This is a genomic window from Tessaracoccus antarcticus (genome assembly GCF_003688855.1).
GTDB classification, from domain to species: Bacteria; Actinomycetota; Actinomycetes; order Propionibacteriales; family Propionibacteriaceae; genus Arachnia; species Arachnia antarctica.
Window position 1 is genome coordinate 155,024 of record NZ_REFW01000002.1, and the last position, 23,919, is coordinate 178,942.

At 66.1% G+C, this 23,919-nt stretch carries 21 protein-coding genes and 1 tRNA gene; 14 read left to right on the forward strand and 8 right to left on the reverse strand.

All coding sequences use genetic code 11. From position 1 onward, the window contains the following. The first annotated feature begins 52 nt into the window (after positions 1-52). The 8 genes from ftsZ (at position 53) to pyk (ending at position 6,678) form a co-directional block, all read left to right on the forward strand. Complete coding sequence (gene ftsZ, locus EAX62_RS08010) at positions 53-1,216, forward strand: cell division protein FtsZ (RefSeq protein ID WP_121901177.1); 1,164 nt, start codon at positions 53-55, stop codon at positions 1,214-1,216. 182 nt (positions 1,217-1,398) lie between these two features. Beyond that, complete coding sequence (locus EAX62_RS08015; protein WP_121901747.1) at positions 1,399-1,851, forward strand: cell division protein SepF; 453 nt, start codon at positions 1,399-1,401, stop codon at positions 1,849-1,851. 3 nt (positions 1,852-1,854) lie between these two features. Beyond that, positions 1,855-2,139 carry a YggT family protein gene (locus EAX62_RS08020; protein WP_121901178.1) on the forward strand — a complete coding sequence of 95 codons (285 nt, stop codon included), beginning with the start codon at positions 1,855-1,857 and terminating at the stop codon, positions 2,137-2,139. A 114-nt stretch (positions 2,140-2,253) separates the two neighbouring features. Beyond that, entirely contained in the window at positions 2,254-3,216 is a 963-nt protein-coding gene (locus EAX62_RS08025; RefSeq protein ID WP_121901179.1) for a DivIVA domain-containing protein, read from the forward strand. A gap of 117 nt (positions 3,217-3,333) precedes the next feature. Then, complete coding sequence (locus EAX62_RS08030) at positions 3,334-3,762, forward strand: TraR/DksA family transcriptional regulator (RefSeq protein ID WP_121901180.1); 429 nt, start codon at positions 3,334-3,336, stop codon at positions 3,760-3,762. Then, the gene (gene lspA / locus EAX62_RS08035; RefSeq protein WP_121901748.1) at positions 3,735-4,280 is read left to right on the forward strand and encodes a signal peptidase II; all 546 of its coding nucleotides are present in this window, start codon (positions 3,735-3,737) and stop codon (positions 4,278-4,280) included. The genes EAX62_RS08030 and lspA overlap by 28 nt, the downstream gene beginning before the upstream one ends. After that, positions 4,277-5,197, forward strand: a complete 921-nt coding sequence (locus tag EAX62_RS08040) for an RluA family pseudouridine synthase (RefSeq protein ID WP_121901181.1) — start codon at positions 4,277-4,279, stop codon at positions 5,195-5,197. The genes lspA and EAX62_RS08040 overlap by 4 nt, the downstream gene beginning before the upstream one ends. A 53-nt stretch (positions 5,198-5,250) precedes the next feature. Further along, on the forward strand, positions 5,251-6,678 hold the full coding sequence (pyk, locus tag EAX62_RS08045; RefSeq protein ID WP_121901749.1) for a pyruvate kinase: 1,428 nt from the start codon (positions 5,251-5,253) through the stop codon (positions 6,676-6,678). A gap of 103 nt (positions 6,679-6,781) precedes the next feature. Here pyk and EAX62_RS08050 read toward each other — a convergent pair. Then, positions 6,782-6,864 (reverse strand) — tRNA-Leu (locus EAX62_RS08050). 183 nt (positions 6,865-7,047) lie between these two features. Here EAX62_RS08050 and EAX62_RS08055 point away from each other — a divergent pair. After that, a complete protein-coding gene (locus EAX62_RS08055; RefSeq protein WP_121901182.1) occupies positions 7,048-7,635 on the forward strand; it encodes an ANTAR domain-containing response regulator in 588 nt (195 codons plus the stop codon). A gap of 40 nt (positions 7,636-7,675) precedes the next feature. Here EAX62_RS08055 and EAX62_RS08060 read toward each other — a convergent pair whose 3' ends face one another. Further along, on the reverse strand, positions 7,676-8,101 hold the full coding sequence (locus tag EAX62_RS08060) for a PaaI family thioesterase (protein WP_121901750.1): 426 nt from the start codon (positions 8,099-8,101) through the stop codon (positions 7,676-7,678). A 57-nt stretch (positions 8,102-8,158) separates the two neighbouring features. Between EAX62_RS08060 and polA the strand changes: the two genes are divergently transcribed. After that, positions 8,159-10,837, forward strand: a complete 2,679-nt coding sequence (gene polA, locus EAX62_RS08065) for a DNA polymerase I (RefSeq protein ID WP_121901183.1) — start codon at positions 8,159-8,161, stop codon at positions 10,835-10,837. Positions 10,838-11,005: 168 nt separating this feature from the next. On the opposite strand, the gene EAX62_RS08070 is transcribed toward polA, so the two are convergent. Beyond that, positions 11,006-11,788: a class F sortase gene (locus EAX62_RS08070; RefSeq protein WP_121901184.1), complete on the reverse strand. Its 783-nt coding sequence runs from the start codon at positions 11,786-11,788 to the stop codon at positions 11,006-11,008. Positions 11,789-12,007: 219 nt separating this feature from the next. On the opposite strand from EAX62_RS08070, the gene rpsA reads away from it, so the two are divergent. Next, complete coding sequence (gene rpsA, locus EAX62_RS08075; RefSeq protein WP_121901751.1) at positions 12,008-13,459, forward strand: 30S ribosomal protein S1; 1,452 nt, start codon at positions 12,008-12,010, stop codon at positions 13,457-13,459. A 127-nt stretch (positions 13,460-13,586) separates the two neighbouring features. On the opposite strand, the gene EAX62_RS08080 is transcribed toward rpsA, so the two are convergent. Further along, on the reverse strand, positions 13,587-13,742 hold the full coding sequence (locus EAX62_RS08080) for a lmo0937 family membrane protein (protein WP_121901752.1): 156 nt from the start codon (positions 13,740-13,742) through the stop codon (positions 13,587-13,589). 131 nt (positions 13,743-13,873) lie between these two features. On the opposite strand from EAX62_RS08080, the gene coaE reads away from it, so the two are divergent. Continuing rightward, the gene (gene coaE / locus EAX62_RS08085; protein ID WP_121901185.1) at positions 13,874-14,488 is read left to right on the forward strand and encodes a dephospho-CoA kinase; all 615 of its coding nucleotides are present in this window, start codon (positions 13,874-13,876) and stop codon (positions 14,486-14,488) included. Positions 14,489-14,562: 74 nt separating this feature from the next. Here the strand turns inward: coaE and uvrB are convergent, their stop codons facing one another. The 3 genes from uvrB to EAX62_RS08100 all read right to left on the reverse strand — a co-directional run bounded on the left by uvrB (position 14,563) and on the right by EAX62_RS08100 (position 18,375). Then, the gene (gene uvrB, locus EAX62_RS08090) at positions 14,563-16,629 is read right to left on the reverse strand and encodes an excinuclease ABC subunit UvrB (RefSeq protein ID WP_121901186.1); all 2,067 of its coding nucleotides are present in this window, start codon (positions 16,627-16,629) and stop codon (positions 14,563-14,565) included. Positions 16,630-16,733: 104 nt separating this feature from the next. Then, positions 16,734-17,543, reverse strand: a complete 810-nt coding sequence (locus EAX62_RS17320; RefSeq protein WP_199711207.1) for a hypothetical protein — start codon at positions 17,541-17,543, stop codon at positions 16,734-16,736. A gap of 115 nt (positions 17,544-17,658) precedes the next feature. Then, complete coding sequence (locus EAX62_RS08100; protein ID WP_121901187.1) at positions 17,659-18,375, reverse strand: maleylpyruvate isomerase family mycothiol-dependent enzyme; 717 nt, start codon at positions 18,373-18,375, stop codon at positions 17,659-17,661. Between the two features lie 128 nt (positions 18,376-18,503). Here EAX62_RS08100 and uvrA point away from each other — a divergent pair, with 128 nt between their 5' ends. After that, entirely contained in the window at positions 18,504-21,374 is a 2,871-nt protein-coding gene (gene uvrA, locus EAX62_RS08105) for an excinuclease ABC subunit UvrA (RefSeq protein WP_121901188.1), read from the forward strand. A 23-nt stretch (positions 21,375-21,397) separates the two neighbouring features. On the opposite strand, the gene EAX62_RS08110 is transcribed toward uvrA, so the two are convergent. Continuing rightward, positions 21,398-21,781 (reverse strand): Rieske (2Fe-2S) protein, encoded by a 384-nt coding sequence (locus tag EAX62_RS08110; RefSeq protein ID WP_121901189.1) that lies wholly within the window; start codon positions 21,779-21,781, stop codon positions 21,398-21,400. Between the two features lie 72 nt (positions 21,782-21,853). On the opposite strand from EAX62_RS08110, the gene uvrC reads away from it, so the two are divergent. Further along, positions 21,854-23,803, forward strand: a complete 1,950-nt coding sequence (gene uvrC, locus EAX62_RS08115; protein WP_121901190.1) for an excinuclease ABC subunit UvrC — start codon at positions 21,854-21,856, stop codon at positions 23,801-23,803. The last annotated feature ends 116 nt before the right edge of the window (positions 23,804-23,919 follow it).

Consider the following 23,919-nt stretch of genomic DNA (forward strand, 5'->3'; position numbering starts at 1 on the left):
CTAGCCTTCAGTAGCAAGAGACTGGGCGATCCGACAGAACAGTAGGGCAGGCATGGCAAGCGCATCACAGAACTACCTCGCAGTGATCAAGGTTGTCGGTGTCGGTGGTGGCGGCGTCAATGCCGTCAACAGGATGATCGAGGCCGGTCTTCGCGGCGTCGAGTTCATCGCCATCAACACCGATGCGCAGGCGCTGCTCATGAGCGACGCCGACGTCAAGCTCGACATCGGGCGTGAACTGACCCGCGGGCTCGGCGCAGGCGCCGACCCGGCCAAGGGCCAGCAGGCAGCCGAGGACCACGCAGACGAGATCGAGGAGGCGCTCAAGGGCGCCGACATGGTCTTCGTGACGGCGGGCGAAGGCGGAGGCACCGGAACGGGTGCTGCACCCATCGTCGCCAAGGTCGCCCGCTCCCTCGGTGCGTTGACCATCGGCGTGGTGACGCGTCCGTTCTCCTTCGAGGGACGACGCCGCTCCAACCAGGCGGAAGCCGGCATCGATGCGCTGCGCGAGGAGGTGGACACCCTCATCGTCATCCCCAACGACAAGCTGTTGCAGATGACTGACCACACGGTGGCCATCCTTGACGCCTTCAAACAGGCCGACCAGGTGCTGATGCAGGGCGTCTCCGGCATCACGGACCTGATCACCACCCCGGGCCTCATCAACCTGGACTTCGCGGACGTGAAGTCCATCATGAGCCAGGCCGGCTCCGCGCTCATGGGCATCGGCTCCGCCCGCGGCGAGGACCGCGCCCGTGCCGCAGCCGAGATGGCCATCTCGTCCCCGTTGCTGGAAGCCAGCATCGACGGCGCACACGGCGTCCTGCTGTCGGTGGCCGGTGGCAGTGACCTCGGACTCTTCGAGGTGTCGGCTGCTGCTCAGCTCATCGAAGAGGCCGCACACGACGAGGCCAACATCATCTTCGGTACGATCATCGATGACTCCCTGGGCGACGAAGTCCGGATCACGGTGATCGCCGCAGGTTTTGACGGCGGAATGCCGCAGAAGCGCACGACCCGGCCCGATTCGGCGCGCCCGCCGCAGAACCGGCCGTCGCCCCAGCAGAACCCGTATGGCAGCAACTCGCCGTCGGCGCCCCACGCCAACCCGATGCCGTCGCAGCGCGTCGAGTACCAGAACACGGCGCCGCGTCCCGCTGCGCCGCGGCCGGCCGACGACGACGAACTGGATGTGCCCGACTTCATGAAGTGATCCCCACGGGGTCACCAGAGGTCACGAAGCGATGCAAGGGCGGCAACCGCCCTCGCATCGCTGTCTTTTCTGAGCGTGTCAACCGTGGCTGCAACGCATGCGGGCATCGGGCAGGATAGGGTTCCACGGGTAGGCACGGACATGAGGAGATCACTGTGGGCGTACGAAAGCTGGCCGAATGGATGGGCCTGGTGGAGGACAGCCGGTACACGGACCCGTCCGAGGAAGTCTCAGCCGAGCTCACCGAGGATGTCTACGTCGATGAAGAACCCGAGGAGTTGGTGAGCCGAGTGTCGAAGTTGCCACAACAGCGACCCCATGTCAGCGTTGCGACGACCGAGCCCGAGGTGGCCGACATCAGCCGCATCGTCAGCGTGCGTCCCCGGTCCTACAACGAGGCCCGGGCCATCGGTGAGAACTTCCGCGACGGCATTCCGGTCATCATGAACCTCTCCGACATGGAGTCCGGCGAGGACAAGCGACTCGTCGACTTTGCCGCCGGCCTGATCTTCGGCATGCGAGGCAACATCGAGCGCGTCTCCAGCCAGGTGTTCCTGCTGTGCCCGCAGAATCTGGTGGTGGGCCCCGAGGACAAGGAACGTCTCGCCACGGGTGGCTTCTTCAACCAGAGCTGACGCGTGATCGGGTTCCTGCTCTTCCTCCTGCTGCGCCTGTACCTCCTGGTGCTGTTCGGCAGGATCGTGCTGTCGTGGGTGCCGTCCTTTGCACCCGGATGGCAGCCGCGGGGACCTGTACTGGTGGTCACGGAAGGCATCTACTGGGCGACGGACCCCCCGCTCACGTGGTTGAGACGTGTCTTCCGCCCCGTCCGCCTTGGTGGCGTCGCACTCGACCTCAGCGTCATGCTGCTGTTTCTGGGAGTGCAACTGGCAGCCAGCATGGCTCGCCTCCTCCCCGTCTGATCCGCCCGGTTTCTCAGCGACTCAGCGATCACTGCACGCCCTGACTGCGTTAGAGTAATGTCGAATGTGTGCCCCCGGGGCTCCACGCCCCTCCACCCAGCAATGGAGTAGAAGATGAGCCTTACCCTCGAAGAGGTCCGCCGCGTCAGATTCCGCATGGCCAAGCGCAATGTCAGCGGGTACGAGGTCGGCGACGTCGACACGTTCATCGACAAGGTGGAGGAGTCCTTCTCCCAGTTCGAGAACGAACGCGAACTTCTGCGCCGCGAGGCTGACTCTGCACGCAACGCAGGGGATGCCGCCGTGCAGGGCGGCGACGTCGAGGCACTGTCGGCCAAGGAGGCCGAGATCGCGGAGCTCCGCGCCGAACTCGACCGCGTCAAGGGTGAGGCGGCTGCCTCACCTTCCGCGTCCGGCGACGACCAGGCCGATGAGCGCACCCAGCGCCTCGCAACGCAGAACGAGCAGCTGGAAGCGCAGAATGATGGACTGCGCGCCGAACTCGCCCGCGTGCGTGCTGAGCTCGACGAGGTCCGCACCCAGCGCATCAGCGAGGTCGCCGGACAGGTGCAGACCATCAAGGTCGGTACCCGCGACGACGCCAGCCCGGCGGTCATCCGCCTCGTGCAGCTCGCCACCGAGCAGGCCGAACAACTCGTCGAAGAGGCCGAGGCCGAGGCGAAGCGAAAGATCGAGGACGCCAAGCAGCAGTCCTACGAAATCACCACGGATGCCCGCACCAAGGCGGAGCGCGTCGAGTCCGAGGCCCGTGTCAATGCCGAGCAGATGACCCGGGAGGCCGACTCGCGCGCCCACAACGTGGACGCCGAGGCCACCCAGCGTCGCACCGAATTGTTCTCTGACCTGGAGCGCGAGCAGAGCGAGCTGACCACCAAGGTCGGGGCGCTGCGGAGCTTTGAGAGTACCTACCGCGCCAACCTCAAGGGCTACCTCAGCCGGCACCTCGCCGTGCTCGACGAGGACCTCCCCGAACCGGCAGATGCGCCGGAACTTGCGCAGCGTCGCGAGTCCGACACGCCCCGCCTGGATGCTCTGGCACAGGGCCACGACGCCTGATCAACACCCCTTTCCAGAAGCTGGCCGGTCCCTCCGGGGGCCGGCCAGCGTCTTCAATTGACTTGCCGCCGCTGGGGTGTATTCTCTGCGGACACTCATGAGCCAGAAAGACCCATCATGCCCACGAAGAAAGCAGTACCCACCGCGCCGAGCGTTGACCTCCCGGTCCGTGACGGGGAAGATCCGTGGACCTCTGAGGAGGTCGTCGAGCAGCGCACCGCGCTGGCCGAGGAACTGGAGCGACTCGAGAAGAAGATCGCAGCCAGCGAGCAAGAGCTGAGCGACATGCTGAAGGGTGGCACCGACGGTGCCGGCAGGGACCCGGCCGACCTTGGCTCCAGCAACTTCGAGCGTGACCAGGAGGTCGCGTTGGCCCAGAACGCCCGCGAGATGGCCGACCAGGCCCGGCTCGCGCTCCACCTCTTCGACGATGGCAACTACGGTCTGTGCGAGGTGTGCGGCAACCCCATCGGCAAGGGTCGGCTGCAGGTGTTCCCGCGTGCGACGCTGTGTGTCACCTGCAAGCAGCGAGAGGAACGACGCTGACCGCTGCACGGTGGCGGCCTGCTCTCCTGTTGGCGATCGGCGTCGGGGTCCTCGGCTATTCGCTGGACCAGCTCACCAAGTGGTTGGCGGTCAAGAACCTCGTTCCTCGGCAACCGGTGGAAGTCCTCGGTCCGGTCCTCCGGCTCACGCTGATCCGCAACCCCGGTGCTGCCTTCAGCATGGGCAGCAACTCGACGGTGGCGCTGTCCATCTTCGCCATTGTTGCCCTGCTGGCGTGCCTCGTGGTCGGAATGCCGCGGGTTCGGACGATGTCCCAGGGCCTTGCCCTGGGGCTCCTGACGGCCGGCATCGCCGGCAACCTGCATGATCGGCTCACCCGTGAACCCTCCCCGCTCCGGGGACACGTGATCGACTTCTTCCAGTTGCCGTACTTCGCCATCTTCAACGTGGCCGACATCTGCATCACGAGCGCCGCAGTCCTCGTCATCTGGTTGGGCTTCCGCGACACCCGGGCCGCCAAGCCGGCCGCGCCGGCCGCGCAGGACCCGGACGCATGAGTGTGTTCCTGGTGCCCCCGGACCTCGCGGGCGAGCGTCTTGACGCCGTCGCGGCCCGGATCACAGGGCACAGCCGTTCGCGCATCGAGGCGCTGATCGCGGCTGGGGGCGTCGAACTGGCCGGCGTGCCCGTCACAAAGCCGTCCCTGCGGGTGATGGGGGGCGAGATGCTGGAACTCGTGTCCGAGCCCCGCCCCGACACCGTCACGGTCCGGCCGCGCGAGGCGGCTGGCATGGGCATCGTGCACGAGGACCACGACCTCGTCGTGGTGGACAAACCCTCTGGTGTCGCAGCCCATCCGAGCCTGGGCTGGGACGGGCCCTCGGTGACGGAGCATCTTGCGGCCGCCGGCATCCGCATCTCCACGTCAGGTGCTGCGGAGCGCCAGGGTGTGGTGTCGCGGCTCGATGTCGGGACCAGTGGACTGATGGTGGTGGCCAAGTCGGAGAACGCCTACAGCGTGCTCAAGCAGGCCTTCCGCGACAAGACGGTGGACAAGACCTACCTGGCGCTCATCCAGGGCCATCCGGATCCCTTCACCGGCACCATTGAGGCGCCCATCGCGCGGCATCCGGGTGCTCAGTGGAAGATGGCCATCGTGGAGGGTGGTCGGGCCAGCACCACCCATTACGAGACGCTCGAGGCCCACAGGGCCGCAACGCTCGTGGAAGTGAAGCTCGAAACTGGGCGGACCCACCAGATCCGTGTCCACATGGCCGCCATAGGCCACCCGTGCTGCGGGGACCCGCTCTACGGGTGCGATCCGGCGCTCGCGACCCGGCTGGGGCTCCAACGGCAATGGCTGCATGCTGCCGGGCTGGGATTCACGCATCCCGGCTCCGGTGAGTGGGTGGAGTTCACGTCCCCGACGCCTCTCGATCTGGCCCGGGCACTCGAGATGGTCCGTCAGGACTGACCCGGATGACGCCCTGCGTGGGCTTCACGGGGCATGTCCAGTACAGTGTCCCCGTGCGCAGAGCTAAAATTGTATGTACCCTCGGTCCCTCCTCCAACACGACTGAGCGTCTGGTCGAGCTGATCAACGCCGGTATGAACGTTGCCCGACTCAACATGAGCCACGGCGACTACACCGAACACGGTGAACGCCTCAGGGCCGTCCGCGAAGCCGCCGAGATCACGGGTAAGACCGTGGGCGTGCTCGCTGACCTCCAGGGCCCCAAGATCCGTCTGGGTCGGTTCGCTGGTGACAAGAAGCACCAACTCAACGTCGGTGACCGCTTCACCATCACCATTGACGACATTGAGGGCGACGGCACCCGTTGCTCCACCACCTTCAAGGGCCTCCCGGGCGACGTCAACATCGGCGACGACATCCTCATCGACGACGGCAAGGTCGGCCTGAGGGCCATCGAGGTCACCGCCACTGACGTTGTGTGTGTGACGACCGTCCCCGGACCCGTGTCCAACAACAAGGGCATCAACCTTCCCGGTGTTGCCGTATCCGTCCCCGCCCTCAGCGAGAAGGACGAAGCCGACCTGCGGTGGGCCCTCGGCCAGGACATTGACCTCATCGCCCTGTCGTTCGTGCGCTCCGCCGACGACATCAAGCGCGTCCACGAGATCATGGACGAAGTGGGTCACCGTCTTCCGGTGATCGCCAAGCTGGAGAAGCCGCAGGCCATCACGAACCTGCAGGCCATCATCGACGCGTTCGACGCCTTCATGGTGGCCCGTGGTGACCTTGGTGTGGAGCTGCCGCTCGAAGAGGTGCCGCTGGTCCAGAAGCAGATCGTCCGTGCCGCCCGCAAGTGGGCCAAGCCCGTCATCGTGGCAACACAGATGCTCGAGTCGATGACCACCGCCCCGCGCCCGACGCGCGCCGAGGTCAACGATGTGGCCAACGCCATCCTCGATGGCGCCGACGCTGTCATGCTCTCGGGCGAGACCTCCGTCGGTGACTTCCCGGTGGAGACGGTGGCCACCATGGCCCGGATCGCCGAGAACACCGAGCAGATGGGCCACGATGAGATCAACATCATCGACTGGGACCCGCACACCACCGGTGGCGTCCTGGCCAAGGCTGCGGCCGAGGTTGCTGACCGTGTGGGCGCGCGCTACCTCGTCGCGTTCACCAAGTCCGGTGACACGGCACGCCGCCTGTCCCGCCTGCGGTCCTCCATCCCGCTGCTGGTCTTCTCCCCGGAGCACAGCACCCGTCAGGCCATGACCCTCTCGTGGGGCGTCGAGACCTACATCACTCCGGACTTCAACAACCAGGACGAGATGGTTGCCGCCGTTGACGCGTTCCTGCGGGAACGTCAGCTCATCGAGGTGGGCGAGCGGATCGTCATCCTGTCAGGTTCCCCCATGGGTGTGCCCGGCAAGACCAACAACCTTCGCGTCCACAAGATCAAGGAATCCGGCGAGAGCATCTGAGCCGGTCCTCGGTCGTACGGCTGAGACACAGAAGAAGGGGAGCCCGCGCAGGCGGGCTCCCCTTCTTGCACGATGACTCTGGGACACCACTTCGTGTGGTGAGTACCCGGAAGGGGAGTCGAACCCCTACGGCCTTTCGGCCAGACGGGTTTGAGCCGTCCGCGTATACCATTCCGCCACCCGGGCTGGGCGTCCAACATTGTGCCACAGCTCACACCATTGGCGCTCCTCGGAGGCCCGAGCCAGGCCGAGGCCGTGCAGTCGGTGGCTCCAAGTATGCGTCCGCTTGGCTTCCGCGTGAGCGGTCACGGTAGTATTCCACACGCTGCGCAGACGCAGCGTTCACACCCCATTGATGAGGGAGCAAGAATGCCCGACAACTCACGACCGACGCGGGTCCTGGTCGCCGAGGATGAGGCTCTCATCCGGCTGGACCTCGTGGAACTCCTCACCGACGAGGGTTTCGAGGTCATCGGTCAGGCGGCTGATGGTGAAGAGGCCATCAAACTGGCCCGTGAACTGCAGCCTGACCTCGTCATCATGGACGTCAAGATGCCGAAGATGGACGGCATCACCGCGGCTGAGGCCATCGCGGAGGAGCGCATCGCGCCCATCGTCATGCTGACCGCCTTCAGCCAGCGCGACCTGGTGGAGCGGGCGCGCGACGCTGGCGCCATGGCCTACGTGGTCAAGCCGTTCGATGCCTCCGACGTCATCCCCGCCATCGAGATCGCCATAGGCCGTTTCGCCGAGATCAAGGCCATTGAGGAAGAACTCGCCTCCCTGGAGGACCGGTTCGAGTCCCGCAAGATCATCGACCAGGCCAAGGGCATTCTGCAGGAGGGACTGGGGCTCAGCGAGCCCGAGGCGTTCCGGTGGATCCAGAAGACCGCCATGGACCTGCGCAAATCAATGCGCGAAGTCGCCGAGGGCGTCATCAGTCACCGCAAGAAGTAATGCACGCGCGGGGGCTCCGCCCCCGTGCCCACGGCTGCCGTCACGAGTGTTCCGGTTCCCCCGGGCGGTCGATCATCTGACATGTGAGGCGGCCGATGGCCGTGCGACGGCCCTCGTCGTCGGTGATCTCCACCTCATAGATTGCGGTGCGACGGCCAAGATGCAGCGCCGTTGCCACGCCCGTCACCCTGCCCCGGGTGGCCGAGCGGATGTGTGTGATGTTGAGGTCGACGCCCACCGCCACCTTGCCCTGCGGCCGACCGTGCGCGACGGCACCCATCGAGGCCAGCGACTCCAGCAGCACCGCCGAGGCGCCGCCGTGCAGGATACCGAAGGGCTGGGTGTTGCCCTCCACCGGAATGCTGCCCACCACCCTCTCCGCCGTCAGCTCGTGCATCACGAAACCCATCTTCGAGTCGAGCGGGAACTCGAGGTCCTGCAGCCAGTCGGGCAAAGGGGTACTCATGGTGTCACTGTGCCACACCGAAATCACCCGTCCCCGGCGGCCGCTATCCTCGGTGGGGTGAATTCCAAACCGCGTTTGCTGCTCATTGACGGTCACTCCGTGGCGTACCGGGCGTTCTTCGCGCTGCCCGTCGACAACTTCTCCACCTCCACGGGCCAGCACACCAATGCCGTGTTCGGTTTCACCTCGATGTTCATCAACGTGCTCCGCGACGAGAACCCCACACACGTGGCGGTGGCCTTCGACGTGTCACGACACTCCTTCCGGACCGACAGCTACCCCGAGTACAAGGCGAACCGTTCCGCGTCCCCTGATGAGTTCAAGGGCCAGGTCACCCTCATCAAGGAAGTGCTCGACGCCCTCAACGTCCCCCATGTTGAACTTGCCGGTTTTGAGGCCGACGACGTCATCGCCACACTGACCACCCAGGCGGTCGCGGACGGGTTCCACGTTCTCGTGGTCACCGGCGACCGGGATGCGTTCCAGCTGGTGACACACGACGTGACAATCCTGTACCCCCGCAAGGGCATGTCCGACCTCGCACGGATGACACCGGAGGCGGTGGAGGAGAAGTACCTGGTGCCACCGGGACGCTACCCCGAGATCGCGGCGCTGGTGGGGGAGACGAGCGACAACCTCCCCGGCGTGCCGGGTGTGGGACCCAAGACTGCGGCGAAGTGGATCACGGAGTACGACGGCCTCGACAACATCGTGGCCCGGGCCGAGCAGATCAAGGGGAAGGCCGGCGAGTCGCTGCGCGCGCACCTGGATTCCGTCGTGCGCAACCGCCGTCTCAACGCCCTCGTTCGCGACCTGGAACTACCGCTGGCCATCCCCGCCACCCTGCGGCAGGAGTGGGATCGTGAGCGGGTGCATGAGCTGTTCGATGCTCTGGAGTTCCGGGTGCTGCGGGAGCGACTGCTGGAGCTGTCGCCCGAGGCCCCCGAGACTGCCACGGGTGCCTTCACCGTGGAGGGGAGCGCGCTGGCTCCCGGTGAGGTGCAGGCGTGGTTGTCGGAGCATGGGCAGGATTCCACCGGTGTCCACTTCGTGGGCGAGTGGGGCTCCGGCGCCGGCGACATCCGGGGTATGGGGCTGGCTGCCGCTGACGGTGCGGGTGCCTGGATCGACGTGACGGAGCTGTCGCCGGCCGACGATTCCGCCCTTGCGGACTGGCTTGCGGACGAGACGCCCCGCAAGGTGGTGCATGAGGCCAAGGGCCCGACGCTCGCTTGCTGGGCGCGTGGCTGGGACGTGCGCGGTATCGAACTGGACACGCTGCTGGCCGCCTACCTCCTGCGCCCCGACCAGCGCACCTACGACTTGGGCGACCTGGTCCTGCGGCACCTGAAGCGTGAACTGGCAGCCGAAGCCGCCACCGATGACTCCCCACAGCTCGCGCTGGACTTCCCCAGCGACGAGGACGAGTCCGCCAACATCGCCATGCTGCACGCGCGTGCAGTGTTCGACCTGGGGGAGGCGCTGCGGGTCGAACTGGTGGAGCGCGACGCCGACGATCTGCTCCGGGAGGTGGAGCTGCCCCTGCAGCGCACCCTCGCCGAGATGGAGAAGGTGGGTGTCGCCGTCGACGTCGAACGTCTCGAGACCCTGCGCAAGGACTTCGACGGCGCCGTCACGGCGGCCCAGGACGCCGCCTGGGAGGTGCTGGGCCACGAGGTGAACCTGGGGTCGCCCAAGCAGTTGCAGAGCGTGCTGTTCGACGAGTTGGACATGCCGAAGACGCGGCGCACCAAGTCCGGCTACACCACCGACGCGGAGGCGTTGGAGGGGCTGTTCGCCAAGACGGAGCATCCCTTCCTGGGGCACCTCCTCCAGCACCGGGACTCCATCCGGCTTCGACAGACCGTGGATGGACTGCTTTCAGCCATCCAGCCGGACGGACGCATCCACACCACCTATGTGCAGACCATCGCGGCGACGGGCCGGTTGTCCTCCACCGACCCGAACCTGCAGAACATCCCCATCCGGACCTCGCTCGGGCGTCAGATCCGCAGCGCCTTCATCCCTGGCCCGGGGTTCGAAACGCTCATGAGTGCCGACTACTCCCAGATCGAGATGCGCCTCATGGCGCATGCCAGCGGTGACGCAGGGCTCATCGAGGCGTTCCGCTCGGGGAGGGACTTCCACAACGAGATGGCATCCAAAGTGTTCTCCGTGGAGCCCACGGGGGTCACGCAGGAGATGCGTGCCCGAATCAAGGCCATGAACTACGGGCTGGCCTACGGTTTGAGCGCCTTCGGCCTGTCCAATCAGCTGAAGATCTCCGTCGGCGAGGCCAAGGTGCTCATGGAGGACTACTTCTCGCGTGTCGGTGGCGTGCAGGCCTACCTCGCCGACGTGGTGTCCGAGGCTCGTCGCTCCGGCTACACCTCCACGATGCTGGGCCGCCGCCGCTACCTGCCGGACCTCACGTCCAGCAACAGGCAGCGCCGTGAGATGGCGGAGCGCGCAGCCCTCAACTCGCCCATCCAGGGGTCGGCCGCAGACGTGATCAAGATTGCCATGATCAACGTGGGACGCGCCCTGGAGGAGGGCGGTTTCGTCAGTCGCATGCTGCTGCAGGTGCATGACGAGCTTGTCATCGAGGTGGCCCCCGGCGAGCAGGATGCAGTGGCCGAGTTGGTGCGTCGCCACATGGGCGCCGCCATGGACCTGGACGTGCCATTGGAGGTGTCCGTGGGCGTCGGCAACTCCTGGTTCACCGCGGCCCACTGATCGCGCAGATGCCCCCATCGTTCCCTGAGTAGCCCCGCGACGAAGGAGGGCGTGTCGAAGGGCCTCCTGCACGTCTCTGGCCCGTCGATACACCGCCGGCTCGTTCCTCGCGGGCGGCACTCAGGAGACGAAGCATCCGAGGGGCCCCCGCACCTCACCAGCCCTTGTTCAGTCGCCCACAACCTGCTTGGAGTAGAAGAACACGCGCGAGTCCCATGCCTTGGAGCCCTTGACGTAATCCCAGCAGACGATGATGGTCAGCAGCGGCTTGCCGTCGTAGTCGACCATGTCGTTGGAGGCGGGGTCGTAGTCCACCACCGCCACCTTCTTGGCCTCCACGAAGTCGTAGCACGCCACCTCGCCAGCAGCGCCGCGCAGGATGATGCGGTCACCCGGCTGCAGTGCGCTCTTCCCCCCGTCGAACAATGTGTTCCCCATGGCGCCGCCCCGGCGGTACGTGTGGATGGAAAGGACCACCTTGCCTGCTTCCGAACCTGCACGGGGGCCCTGGTTCCACCAGGAGGCGATGCGGGGTTCATCCAGAGGGGGCGCTGCGATGGAGCCCTCCTTGTCGAGGCCCAGCGACACCACCTTCTCGTCGGAGCCGAACCGCTCGATCTCGTAGCGGACGGGCACGAATCCCTCCGCGCTGGGGGGCTCGCACAAGCCCGTGGGGGAGGGCGACGGGGACGGCGGTGGCGGTGGCGGTGCGGAAGTGCTCGCAACAATGCTCGCAACCACGGTGGGGGACGCGGAGGGTGAGGGTGACGGTGATGGCGACGGGGGTGCGACCGTCGACGGTGCGGCCCTCGTGGAGACGGGAGCCGGTTCGGCCAGAGTCGTCGCGGGTGGGCTCAGCAGGAACCAGCTGAGCAGCCCCACGATGACCACCACTGCAGCAATGAGGACGATGAGACGACGGCGATCACCGATCACGGGGAGGTTGGTCACACCACAAGGGTAACGGGTCGATCCATAGGGATGACGGGTTGATCCGCGCGGCTTGTTTGACCGGCGAGGGCGCACCCGGCTAGAGTGAAACGGCATTGTGGCCTGTCCATCCCCGGACGTAGTGGGGTGGACGCGTTGAACGGTCCTACTCGAAGTTACTGGCTCCCCGACGACAAGGCTGCGAAGCGCCTGACACACCCCTTTTCGGAGCCCTACTACATGACCTCCTCCTCTGAGGCATCGACTATCGCAGTCGACGACTTTGGCACACCAGAAGCCTTCATGGCTGCCGTGGACGCCACCATCAAGTACTTCAACGACGGCGACATCGTCTCCGGCATCGTCGTCAAGGTCGATCGGGACGAAGTCCTGCTCGACATCGGTTACAAGACCGAAGGCGTCATTCCTTCCAAGGAACTCTCCATCAAGCACGACGTCGACCCGTTCGACGTGGTCAGCGTCGGCGATGAGATCGAGGCTCTTGTCCAGCAGAAGGAGGACAAGGAGGGTCGCCTCATCCTGTCCAAGAAGCGGGCTCAGTACGAGCGCGCCTGGGGCACGATCGAGAAGATCAAGGAAGAGGACGGCGTCGTCTCCGGCACCGTCATCGAGGTCGTCAAGGGCGGCCTCATCGTCGACATCGGCCTGCGTGGATTCCTCCCCGCATCGCTCGTGGAAATGCGTCGTGTCCGCGACCTGCAGCCCTACGTCGGCATGGAACTCGAAGCCAAGATCATCGAGCTCGACAAGAACCGCAACAACGTGGTCCTGTCCCGCCGTGCCTGGCTCGAGCAGACGCAGTCCGAGGTCCGCCAGACGTTCCTCACGCAGCTGCAGAAGGGCCAGATCCGCAAGGGTGTCGTGTCCTCGATCGTCAACTTCGGTGCCTTCGTGGACCTGGGTGGCGTCGACGGCCTCGTGCACGTCTCGGAGCTGTCCTGGAAGCACATCGACCACCCCAACGAGGTTGTGGAGGTCGGCACCCCGGTCACCGTCGAGGTGCTCGAGGTGGACATGGACCGCGAGCGCGTCTCCCTGTCGCTGAAGGCCACGCAGGAAGACCCGTGGCAGACGTTCGCACGTCTGCACCAGATCGGTCAGATCGTGCCCGGCAAGGTCACCAAGCTGGTGCCGTTCGGTGCATTCGTCCGCGTGGGCGACGGCATTGAGGGCCTGGTCCACGTGTCCGAGCTCGCCGAGCGCCACGTCGAAATCCCGGAGCAGGTTGTCTCCGTGGGTGACGAGGTCATGGTCAAGGTCATCGACATCGACCTCGAGCGCCGTCGCGTCTCACTGTCGCTGAAGCAGGCGAACGAGGGCTTCGACATCAACGCCGAAGAGTTCGACGCGTCCCTGTACGGGATGGCCGACAGCTACGACGACCAGGGCAACTACATCTACCCCGAGGGCTTCGATTCGGAGACCCAGGAGTGGAAGCCCGGCTACGAGGAGCAGCAGGGTGCATGGGAGCGGCAGTACGCCGAGGCCCAGACCCGCTGGGAAGCCCACAAGAAGCAGGTCTCCGATGCGGAGAACTCCGAGCGCGAGGCTGCCGTGCAGGCCAGCACCGGCTTCTCGTCGGCTTCCACGCAGGAGGACACCGGCGAAGGTTCGCTGGCCTCCGACGAGGCGCTGCAGGCGCTCCGCGACAAGCTCACCGGCGGCAACTGATCACCAGTTGATCGGCTGCCAGTAGCAGACAAGGAGGCCCGCCCCGGACAGGGGCGGGCCTCCTTGTGTCATGCAGTCATGCACGCGGGGTGCAGCGGGCCGGAGCCCATGCGCGCGGATCGGCGGGTCAGAGGGTCTTGCGACCCGTGATGAGGTTGATGACCAGCACGACCAGGGCCACGACGAGGAGGATGTGGATGAGGCTGCCGGCGACGTGCGTGAGGAAGCCGACGAGCCACAGCACCAGCAGTACGACGAGAACGATCCAGAGAATACGAGCCATGATGGTTGTGCCCTTCTTGGGTTGTGGGGCCGAATGGCTCCGTGTGAACGACTCAAAATCGTAGCGGTACAGCGGGCCATCGTCGCATGGCGGCATCATCGGAGGCCCTCACCGCCCGCTAGGGTGCCAGCATGGTTCGCATCGGGGTGACGGGCGGCATCGCGTCGGGAAAGACGTTGGTGGCCGATGAGCTCGCAGGACTCGGCGCCATCGTCATCGACGCCGACGTGTTGGCGCGACAGGTGGTCCAGCCCGGAACCACGGGCCTGGCGGAGATTGTCCTCCGCTTCGGGAGCGAGGTGCTCCAGCCCGACGGGTCGCTCGACCGGGCCCGGCTGGGCGATGTCGTGTTCCGCGACGATCGCGCCCGGGCAGACCTGAACGCCATCGTCCATCCGCGAGTCAGGGCAGAGGCTACTCGGCTGGAGGAGGCAAGCCCCGCAGGCGCGGTGGTGGTGCACGTCATCCCGTTGCTGGTGGAGACGGGACAGCAGAACAGCTTCGACGGGGTCATCGTGGTGGATGTTCCCGAGGAGACGCAGGTGGAGCGGTTGATGCGGCGCAACGGTCTCACGCGACAGCAGGCACACGACCGCCTGAACTCACAGGTGTCGAGGCAGGAACGCCTGGCCGCTGCCGACTGGGTGGTGGACAACGCTGGAGCCCCGGAGAGGACAAGACGCCTCGTGGGAGACCTCTGGGACGGTGCGCTCGCGAACCTGCGAAAGGCTGTCAGCGGGGACTGACCGCCGAACGGGCTCGTGAATCCGGCTGGAACGAAGACGCGTAGCGCAACGGATGCGCCGCGAGGTGGGCTGCCCTATTTGTTGGCCTCAATCATCTGCCGCAGTTCCTTCTTCAGGTCCGAAATCTCGTCGCGGTGGGCGGCTGCCACCTCGAACTGGAGCGCTGCGGCGGCTTGGTGCATCTGGCTCGTCAGGTTCTCGATGAGATCGCCCAGCTCGCCCGTGGCCATGGTGGAGGCGTCCAGTCCGCCGCTGCGCTTCGACGTGCGGGTCATCTTGCCCTTCGCGAGCAACTCCTCGGTGTCGGCGTCCTCACGGTTCAGCATCTCCGTGATGTCGGCAATCTTCTTGCGCAGCGGCTGGGGGTCGACGCCGCGTTCCTTGTTGTAGGCCACCTGCTTGGCGCGCCGCCGGTTGGTCTCGTCGATGGCCGCCTCCATGGACCGGGTGATCCTGTCGGCATACATGTGCACCTCACCGGCCACGTTGCGCGCCGCGCGGCCGATGGTCTGGATCAGGGAACGCTCCGAGCGCAGGAACCCCTCCTTGTCCGCATCCAGGATGGCCACGAGTGACACCTCGGGCAGGTCCAGGCCCTCCCGCAGCAGGTTGATGCCCACGAGGACGTCGTACTCACCCATCCGCAGCTCCCGGAGCAGCTCGATGCGCCGCAGGGTGTCGATGTCGGAGTGCAGATACCGGGTCTTGATGCCGTTGTCCATGAGGTAGTCCGTGAGGTCCTCGGACATCTTCTTCGTGAGGGTGGTGACCAGGACCCGCTCGTTGCGTTCCACCCGCAGCTTGATCTCGCCCATCAGGTCGTCGATCTGGCCCTTCGTGGGCTTCAGCACCACTTCGGGGTCCACAAGTCCGGTGGGGCGGATGATCTGCTCCACGTAACCGTCCGAGCGGTCCAGCTCGTAGGGGCCGGGTGTGGCGGACAGATAGATGGTCTGACCGATGCGGTCCACGAACTCGTCGAACTTCAGAGGCCGGTTGTCCATGGCGCTCGGGAGGCGAAACCCGTGCTCCACGAGGGTGCGCTTGCGGGAGGCGTCGCCCTCGAACATCCCCCCGATCTGGGGGATGGTCACGTGGGACTCATCCACCACCAGCAGGAAGTCCTCCGGGAAGTAGTCCAGCAGGCACGACGGCGCCGTGCCGGGTGCGCGGCCATCCACGTGCGACGAGTAGTTCTCAATGCCGGAGCAGGTACCGATCTGGCGCATCATCTCGATGTCGTAGCTGGTGCGCATCCTGAGCCGTTGGGCCTCCAGGAGCTTGCCCTGGGCCTCGAGTTCCTGCAGCCGCACCACGAGTTCGGCCTCGATGCTGGTGATGGCCCTCTCCATCCGCTCTGAGCCCGCCGAGTAGTGGGTGGCAGGGAAGACGTAGATCTCCTGCTCGTCGTGCAGCACCGTGCCCGTGAGGGACTGCATGGTGGAGATCCGCTCGATCTCGTCGCCGAAGAACTCGACGCGAATCGCGTTCTCCTCGTACATGGGAAAGATCTCCAGGGTGTCGCCCCTGACACGGAAGGTGCCTCGTGTGCCGGCGAGGTCGTTGCGTGCGTACTGGATGTTGACGAGGTGGCGGAGCAGCGAGTTCCGGTCGAACTGTTCGCCGACGCGTAGTGTGACGCGTTGTTTGAGGTACTCCTCCGGTGTTCCGAGGCCGTAGATGGCGGACACGGAGGCCACCACGATGCAGTCGCGACGCGTCAGCAATGAACTGGTGGCCGAGTGGCGGAGCCGTTCGACCTCCTCGTTGAGGGACGAGTCCTTCTCGATGTAGGTGTCCGTCTGCGGAACGTAGGCCTCTGGCTGGTAGTAGTCGTAGTACGACACGAAGTATTCGACGGCGTTGTCCGGGAAGAAGGACCGCAACTCGTTGGCGAACTGTGCCGCCAACGTCTTGTTGGGCTGCATCACCAGCATGGGCCGCTGCACGCGCTCCGCGAGCCAGGCGACGGTGGCCGTCTTGCCCGTTCCCGTGGCGCCCAGCAGCACCACGTGCTGCTCGCCGGCGTTGATGCGCCGCTCGAGTTCGTCGATGGCCTTGGGCTGGTCACCGGAGGGTTCGAACTCGGCCTGCACCTTCAGGGGGGCCACCTGTCGGCGCAGTTCATCGATGGGTCTCATGTCAACAGCCTAATCTCGTCCGCCGACAGTTCCGCTGACAGCCGAAGCGCCCCACCACGTTGCGTGGTGGGGCGCTCATGCAGCCATGTGGGTGTCTGATCCGTCTACTCCTGGAAGGCGACGCAGTAGGTGCGCGCCGGCAGCATGTAGCTGACGGGCGACTCATCGGCGGCGCACGTTGCCTCCGACTCCTCGATCACCTTGGTGACGCGGAGCGATGCGCCATCGCAGGGCGCAATCTCCTGCACCTCGTCGGTGATGTTGTAGCACTTGCCCTCGAAGAGCTGGGGGATGACGCAGCCCGTCTTCTTCGTGTTCGTCTTGCCGGAGTTCTCCGTCGTCAACGTGTACGGAGATGCGCCGGGGTCCGTGCACGCTGCGCTGCCGTCCACGACCTCGCCCACGTACTCGGAGTACAGGCTGTCATCCGTGCAGTCGACGGTCTTGACGTCGAGGTCCTCCTGGTTGTCGCCGGCCCACACCAGGCAGTTGCCCACCGTCAAGGCAGCCTGCTTCTGCTGGTCACCCCAGATGAAGTACGCGCCGACGGCGAGGACTGCGACCACCAGTAGGGCGCTCAAAAGCTTCTTGATCCCGAAGGGGTTGCTCCTGGGTGCCTCGGGCGGTGGTGCAAAACCCATGGGCTGGCCGTCGGGTCCGGTGGGGCCGTTCCAGGGCTGGCCGTCGGGTCCGGTGGGGCCGTTCCAGGGCTGGCCGTCGGGTCCGGTGGGGCCGTTCCAGGGCTGGCCGTCGGGTCCGGTGGGGCCGTTCCAGGGCTGGCCGTCGGGTCCGGTGGGGCCGTTCCAGGGCTGGCCGTCGGGGCCAGCGGCTGCGGGCTGCTGCGGCGGGGTGGCGCCGGGGTTCTGTGGGTCCCACTGGGGACCGCTTCCGGGGGACTCGGGTGGCTGGCTCATGCGCAGGCTCCACTTCATGGCTGGGTTGGTGACCGTTGGGGTTGGTCGGGAGCCTAGTGGCCGCATGAATCACTCGCCAAAACACCGAGCGAACACACTGTGTGGGCGGGTGGCCTCAGACGACGGAGGTGCGGTCCCAGGCGCCACGCAACCGTGGGGAGACGATGCCCCGTGCCAGCCACAGCACCAGCTCGTCCGCAGGTCCGCCGATGGTGCTGAAGTCACCTTCGGCACCCAGACGAATCTGTGGGCCCTCGTCGGGCAGCAGCAGCATCCCCGGCAGGTCCGGCCGGCGGCCGAGCCGTTCGGATTCAAACGCCAGCAGGTCCAGCGCGATATCCGTGTGCAGATGCACCTCGTGCCCCGCGACGTCGAGGTCGACGGAGTGCACCACCACTTCGAAGAGGCGTGCCAGTGGGATCTGGTCGGCGGGCATGGGATCGCCGGCCCGCAACTCCACGGGGGTGCTGTTCCCATGGAGCATCGGCAGTTGGGTCTGCAATTCGCTGGCCGTGGTGTCGAGGTTGATCTGGAGACGCAGGCCACCGGCGAGCGCACCGCGTTCTATCGAGCGCATCTTGTCAGCGTGGGAGGGGTACATGCGGGCGGGACGGCCTTCGGCAAGGCCCCGGCAGACGCGCACGAGCCCGCGGGCATTCTCGACGAGGTGGGAGGCAACGTGGCTTCGCGTCCACCCGGGCAACCCGGTCGGCTGCGCCCACTGCTCGTCGGAGAACCCGATGGTGGCGCCGAGAAGGACGTGGGTGTGCTCCCGCACCGCCTCGAGGATCACGTCGAAGGCGGCGCCGGGTACTGCGGGGCGGCTCGACATGACGGACAACCTACCAAATCCTGCGACGGTGTCCACGGATCCAAATATTGTGGGGGCATCAGGGTGTTCGCCCTCGGCCTCACCCGCCGGAACAAGCTTTGTCGTACCTGTTGCGTAGAGTTGCCCGAGTGGATGAACACTTGAGAGTGCGCGGGGCCCGGGTCAACAACCTGAGGAATGTCTCGCTGGACCTGCCCCGCGACGCCATGATCGTTTTCACGGGACTGAGCGGGTCCGGCAAGTCGTCGTTGGCCTTCGACACGATCTTCGCGGAGGGCCAGCGGCGCTACGTGGAGTCCCTGTCAGCGTATGCCCGCCAGTTTCTGGGGCAGATGGAGAAACCCGACTGCGACTTCATCGAGGGTCTGTCACCGGCGGTCTCCATTGACCAGAAGTCCACGAGCCGCAACCCGCGCTCCACGGTGGGCACCATCACCGAGGTCTACGACTACCTGCGGCTGTTGTTCGCCCGGATCGGAATCCCTCACTGCGAGGTGTGTGGCGCCGCCATCGGCAAGCAGACCCCGCAGCAGATCGTCGACCGGCTCATGGGGCTGGAGGAGGGCACCCGTTTCCAGATCCTCGCGCCGCTCGTCAAGGGCCGCAAGGGTGAGTTTGTCGAACTGTTCCGCCAACTCGTGACCGACGGTTACAGCCGAGTCCGGGTCGACGGTGGTGTGTACCAACTCACGGAGGTGCCGGAACTCGACAAGAAGCGCAAGCATGACGTTGACGTGATCGTCGACCGTGTCGTGGTGCGAGAATCCGCGAAACAGCGCATCACCGAGTCCGTGGAGGCGGCGCTGATCCTTGCCCACGGTGTGGTGGGTGTGGAGTTCGTCGATCTCGACGAGAAGGACCCGGAGCGGGAGAAGCGCTTTTCGGAGAAGCTCGGCTGCCCCAACGAACACGACATCAGCATCGACGAACTGGAGCCGCGCCAGTTCTCCTTCAACGGACCCTGGGGTGCGTGCGCTGTCTGTTCGGGTCTTGGCACCACGCTTGAGGTGGACCCCGAGCTGGTCATTCCCGACGAATCCCTCAGCCTGGCTGATGGCGCCATCGCCCCATGGGCCACACCGCACCTGCGTGGCCACTACGACCATGTCCTGGGGTCCTTGGCGGAGGAGCACGGATTCAGCATTGACGTGCCCTGGGAGGGGTTGACCCCCCGGCACCGCAAGCTGCTCCTCGAGGGGGTGTCGGACCCCGTGCTGGTGAGCTATCGCAACCGCTTCGGTCGGGTGCGCTCCTACACCCAGAAGTACGAGGGCATCCTCCCGTTCGTCCGCCGCCGCCACGGGGAGGCGGAGACCGACTCCGCACGCGACCGGTGGGGCGGGTACATGCGTGAGATCGACTGCTCGGCCTGCGGAGGCTCACGCCTGCGGCCGGCCACCCTCGCGGTCACCGTCGCCGGCCGCAACATCGCCGACATCGCGGGGCTCTCCATAGCGGACGCGTCGGAGTTCCTGAACGGACTGGAACTCTCGTCCCGTGACGCTCAGATCGCGGAGCGTGTTGTGAAGGAGATCAGGGAGCGGCTCCGGTTCCTGCTCGACGTGGGTCTGGACTACCTGACGCTTGCACGCGCGGCCGGGTCTCTTTCGGGAGGCGAGGCGCAGCGGATCCGCCTGGCCACCCAGATCGGCTCCGGGCTCGTGGGGGTGCTCTACGTCCTCGACGAGCCCAGCATCGGCCTGCACCAGCGCGACAACATGCGCCTCATCCAGACACTGATCCGTCTTCGCGATCTCGGCAACACCCTCATCGTCGTCGAACACGACGAGGACACCATCCGCGCTGCCGACTGGGTGGTCGACATCGGTCCCGGAGCGGGGGAGTACGGCGGCAAGGTTGTGGTCTCCGGCAGCGTGGAGGACCTGCTGGCCGCTGAGGACTCCCTCACGGGTGAGTACCTCTCAGGACGGCTGTCCATCCCCGTGCCGTCGGTCCGCCGAGCGGGTAACGGCCTGGCCGTGCGTGTCGTCGGCGCCACGGAGAACAACCTGCGCAATGTCACCGTGGACTTCCCCCTGGGCAAGTTCGTGGCGGTCACGGGTGTCAGTGGCTCCGGCAAGTCGTCGCTCGTCAACTCCATCCTCTACACCGCCGCGGCGAAGCAGATCTACGGCGCCAAGGCCGTGCCCGGTCGCCACCGATCGCTGAAGGGGCTGGACAACCTGGACAAGGTCATCCAGGTGGACCAGTCACCCATCGGCCGCACCCCACGCTCGAACCCCGCCACCTACACGGGTGTGTTCGACAAGATCCGCACCCTGTTCTCCCAGACACCGGAGGCCAAGGTTCGCGGCTACATGCCGGGCCGCTTCTCCTTCAACGTCAAGGGCGGCCGCTGCGAGAACTGCGCGGGCGACGGCACCATCAAGATCGAGATGAACTTCCTGCCGGACGTCTACGTGCCGTGCGAGGTGTGCCACGGCGCCCGCTACAACCGTGAGACGCTCGAGGTGCACTACAAGGGCAAGTCCATCTCCGAGGTGCTGAGCATGTCCATCTCGGAGGGTGCGGAGTTCTTCGCCGCCATCTCCTCCATCGCCCGCCACCTCACGACGCTGGTGGAGGTGGGGCTGGGCTACGTCCGGCTGGGGCAGCCCGCCACCACCCTGTCCGGTGGCGAGGCCCAGCGCGTGAAGCTGGCCGCCGAGCTACAGAAGCGTTCCACGGGCCGGACCTTGTACGTGCTCGACGAGCCCACCACAGGCCTGCATTTCGAGGACGTGCGGAAACTACTGGGCGTCCTGCAGAAGCTGGTGGACACCGGCAACACCGTGGTGGTCATCGAACACAACCTGGATGTCATCAAGAGCGCAGACTGGGTCATTGACATGGGCCCCGGGGGCGGCTCCCACGGCGGGGAAGTGGTGGCGATCGGCACCCCGGAGGACATCGCCGACGCACAGGACTCCGCCACCGGCGAGTACCTGGCACCCATGCTGCACGGGGGGCGGGAGATCCTCAGCCGCGTCGCGTCCTGAGGACGGACGCCCGCCCACGTGTCTCAGGGGGTGTGGGTGAGCGAGTCGCCGTTGTCGACGAGGACTACGAAGCCCAGCGGCGCACTCGCCGGCCCGGCCGTGGGGGACCCGTCGGTGATGGAGAACAGCGACCCGTGGCAGGCGCAGTAGATGCCGTCCTCGCGCACTTCACGCACGTCGCACTGCTGGTGTGTGCACACGGAGGTGAACCCGAGGAACGTCCCCGCCTCGGGTTGGGTGATGACGACGCCGGACTCGGCCCGCACCACGCCACCGCCCACGGGGATGTCGCTCTTGGCCACCGTCACGGCCACCAGGTCCTCGGGGTTGCTCCCATTGCTGCATCCCACCAGCATGGCCGCGGCGATGGCTGCGCCTGATGCCAGCAGTTCGCGTCTCGTGCTCATGGGGCCCAAGCATAGGCGCGCGTCGCCGGTGCGCACGGAAACTGTCGTGGCGGCGACCTATCATCGATGATCATGGCTGACCCGTCCACGTACCGACCCCGTCCCGGATCCATCCCCACCGATCCCGGCGTCTACCGCTTCTTCGACGCTTTCGGCAACGTCATCTACGTGGGCAAGGCCAAGAACCTGCGTTCGCGCCTCAACTCCTACTTCGCGGACCCCGCCTCGCTGCACTTCCGCACCCAGACGATGGTTCGCACTGCCTCCCGCGTGGAGTGGACGGTGGTGGGCAACGAACTGGAGGCCCTGCAGCTCGAATACACCTGGATCCAGGAATTCGACCCCCGGTTCAACGTCAAGTACCGCGACGACAAGTCCTACCCGTGGTTGGCCGTCACCTGGTCCGAGGACTACCCGCGGGTCTTCGTCGGGCGGGGAGCGAAGAAGAAGGGCACGAGGTACTTCGGCCCGTTCGGGCAGGCGTGGGCCATCCGGGACACGCTGGACATGCTGCTGCGGGTGTTCCCCATGCGGTCCTGCACGCAAGGCGTGTTCCGCAATGCCCGCGCGGCCGGGCGCCCCTGCCTGCTGGGCGACATCGGTAAGTGCTCGGCCCCCTGCGTGGGTCGGGTGAGCGAGGTGGAGCACCGCCACATCGTCGCTGATTTCTGCTCGTTCATGGCGGGCAACACCGCAGGCATCATCGGTGAGATCGAGCGGGACATGATGCAGGCCTCCGCGGACCTGAATTTCGAGAAGGCGGCCGTGCTTCGTGACTCGCTCGGGGCGCTGCGTCGCGCACAGGAGAAGAACTCCGTGGTCCTCACCGAGGACATCCGCGCTGACATCGTGGGGTTCGCAGACGACGGACAGCAGGTGGCGGTCCAGGCCTTCCACGTCCACGGTGGACGCATCACGGGCGAGCGGGGTTGGGTGGCGGACCGCACCGATGACCGTGACATCACCGAACTCCTCGAGTCCTTCCTGCTACAGCTGTACTCCGAGAACGGGGTCGAGGTGCCGCCACTGATTTTGTCCTCGGTGGAGGCCGAACACACACTCGTGGACCTGCTGGCGGCCCGTCGGGGCGCGAAGGTTGACATCCGTGTACCTCTGCGCGGGGACAAGCGCATGCTGCTGGACACGGTGGTGAAGAACGCCACCATGGCGCTGTCGCAGCGGCAGACCCAACGAGCATCCGACCTCACCACCCGCAACATCGCGCTCGACGAGGTGGCGGAGGCGCTCAAGCTGCCGACCGCTCCGCTGAGGATCGAGTGTTACGACATCTCCCACACCCAGGGAACCGAAGTGGTGGGTTCCATGGTGGTGTACGAGGACGGTATGGCCAAGAAGTCCGACTACCGGCGCTTCATCATCAAGTCCTTTGAGGGCTCCAACGACATTGCCGCCATGGATGAGGTGCTGCGCCGCCGGCTGCGTCGGCTGCTCGACGACCGCCCGGACACGGGAGCGAACGGGGACGCCGACGGCCCGCTGCTCGTCGACCCCACCACCGGTGTGCCTCGCAAATTTGCCTATGCCCCGGCACTGATCGTGGTCGATGGGGGACTGCCGCAGGTCAATGCCGCGCAGAGAGTGCTCGAGGAGCTGGGGCTCGCCGACGAGATCGCACTCTGCGGTCTCGCGAAACGGCTGGAGGAGGTATGGGTGCCGGGTGTTGAGTACCCCGTCATCATGCCCCGCGCCAGTGAGGGCCTGTACCTGCTCCAGCGCCTCCGTGACGAGGCCCACCGGTTCGCCATCACGCACCACCGGTCCAGGCGGGCCAAGAACATGGTGGCGTCCACGCTTGATGCTGTCCCAGGGCTGGGTGAACTGCGCCGTAAGGCTCTGCTCACGTACTTCGGGAGCCTCCGCAAACTGCGGGCCGCCACGCTCGAGGAGATCGCCGAGGTGCCCGGCTTCGGTCCGCGGCTCGCCGAGGCGGTGTTCCTGGCGGTTGCCGACACCGGTGGTGAGGCCATCAACCTGACCACGGGTGAGGTCACCGAGACATGAGCGCGCTCGGTCGGGGCCGGGCTGGGCAGCGGTCCCAGCGATCACCCCATGACCCATGGACTCCAAGCCCGGAGGCGCCGCACGGCTCCAGACTTGAACACTGTTCAAGTGCGGGT

Excerpts from the sequence above, each read along its gene's own strand:
- ftsZ (WP_121901177.1), top strand. The coding sequence starts at position 53 with ATGGCAAGCGCATCACAGAACTACCTCGCAGTGATCAAGGTTGTCGGT.
- EAX62_RS08015 (WP_121901747.1), top strand. The coding sequence starts at position 1,399 with ATGGGCCTGGTGGAGGACAGCCGGTACACGGACCCGTCCGAGGAAGTC.
- EAX62_RS08025 (WP_121901179.1), top strand. The coding sequence starts at position 2,254 with ATGAGCCTTACCCTCGAAGAGGTCCGCCGCGTCAGATTCCGCATGGCC.
- EAX62_RS08030 (WP_121901180.1), top strand. The coding sequence starts at position 3,334 with ATGCCCACGAAGAAAGCAGTACCCACCGCGCCGAGCGTTGACCTCCCG.
- EAX62_RS08040 (WP_121901181.1), top strand. The coding sequence starts at position 4,277 with ATGAGTGTGTTCCTGGTGCCCCCGGACCTCGCGGGCGAGCGTCTTGAC.
- EAX62_RS08055 (WP_121901182.1), top strand. The coding sequence starts at position 7,048 with ATGCCCGACAACTCACGACCGACGCGGGTCCTGGTCGCCGAGGATGAG.
- EAX62_RS08060 (WP_121901750.1), bottom strand. The coding sequence starts at position 8,101 with ATGAGTACCCCTTTGCCCGACTGGCTGCAGGACCTCGAGTTCCCGCTC.
- rpsA (WP_121901751.1), top strand. The coding sequence starts at position 12,008 with ATGACCTCCTCCTCTGAGGCATCGACTATCGCAGTCGACGACTTTGGC.
- EAX62_RS08080 (WP_121901752.1), bottom strand. The coding sequence starts at position 13,742 with ATGGCTCGTATTCTCTGGATCGTTCTCGTCGTACTGCTGGTGCTGTGG.
- coaE (WP_121901185.1), top strand. The coding sequence starts at position 13,874 with ATGGTTCGCATCGGGGTGACGGGCGGCATCGCGTCGGGAAAGACGTTG.
- uvrB (WP_121901186.1), bottom strand. The coding sequence starts at position 16,629 with ATGAGACCCATCGATGAACTGCGCCGACAGGTGGCCCCCCTGAAGGTG.
- EAX62_RS17320 (WP_199711207.1), bottom strand. The coding sequence starts at position 17,543 with ATGAGCCAGCCACCCGAGTCCCCCGGAAGCGGTCCCCAGTGGGACCCA.
- EAX62_RS08100 (WP_121901187.1), bottom strand. The coding sequence starts at position 18,375 with ATGTCGAGCCGCCCCGCAGTACCCGGCGCCGCCTTCGACGTGATCCTC.
- EAX62_RS08110 (WP_121901189.1), bottom strand. The coding sequence starts at position 21,781 with ATGAGCACGAGACGCGAACTGCTGGCATCAGGCGCAGCCATCGCCGCG.
- uvrC (WP_121901190.1), top strand. The coding sequence starts at position 21,854 with ATGGCTGACCCGTCCACGTACCGACCCCGTCCCGGATCCATCCCCACC.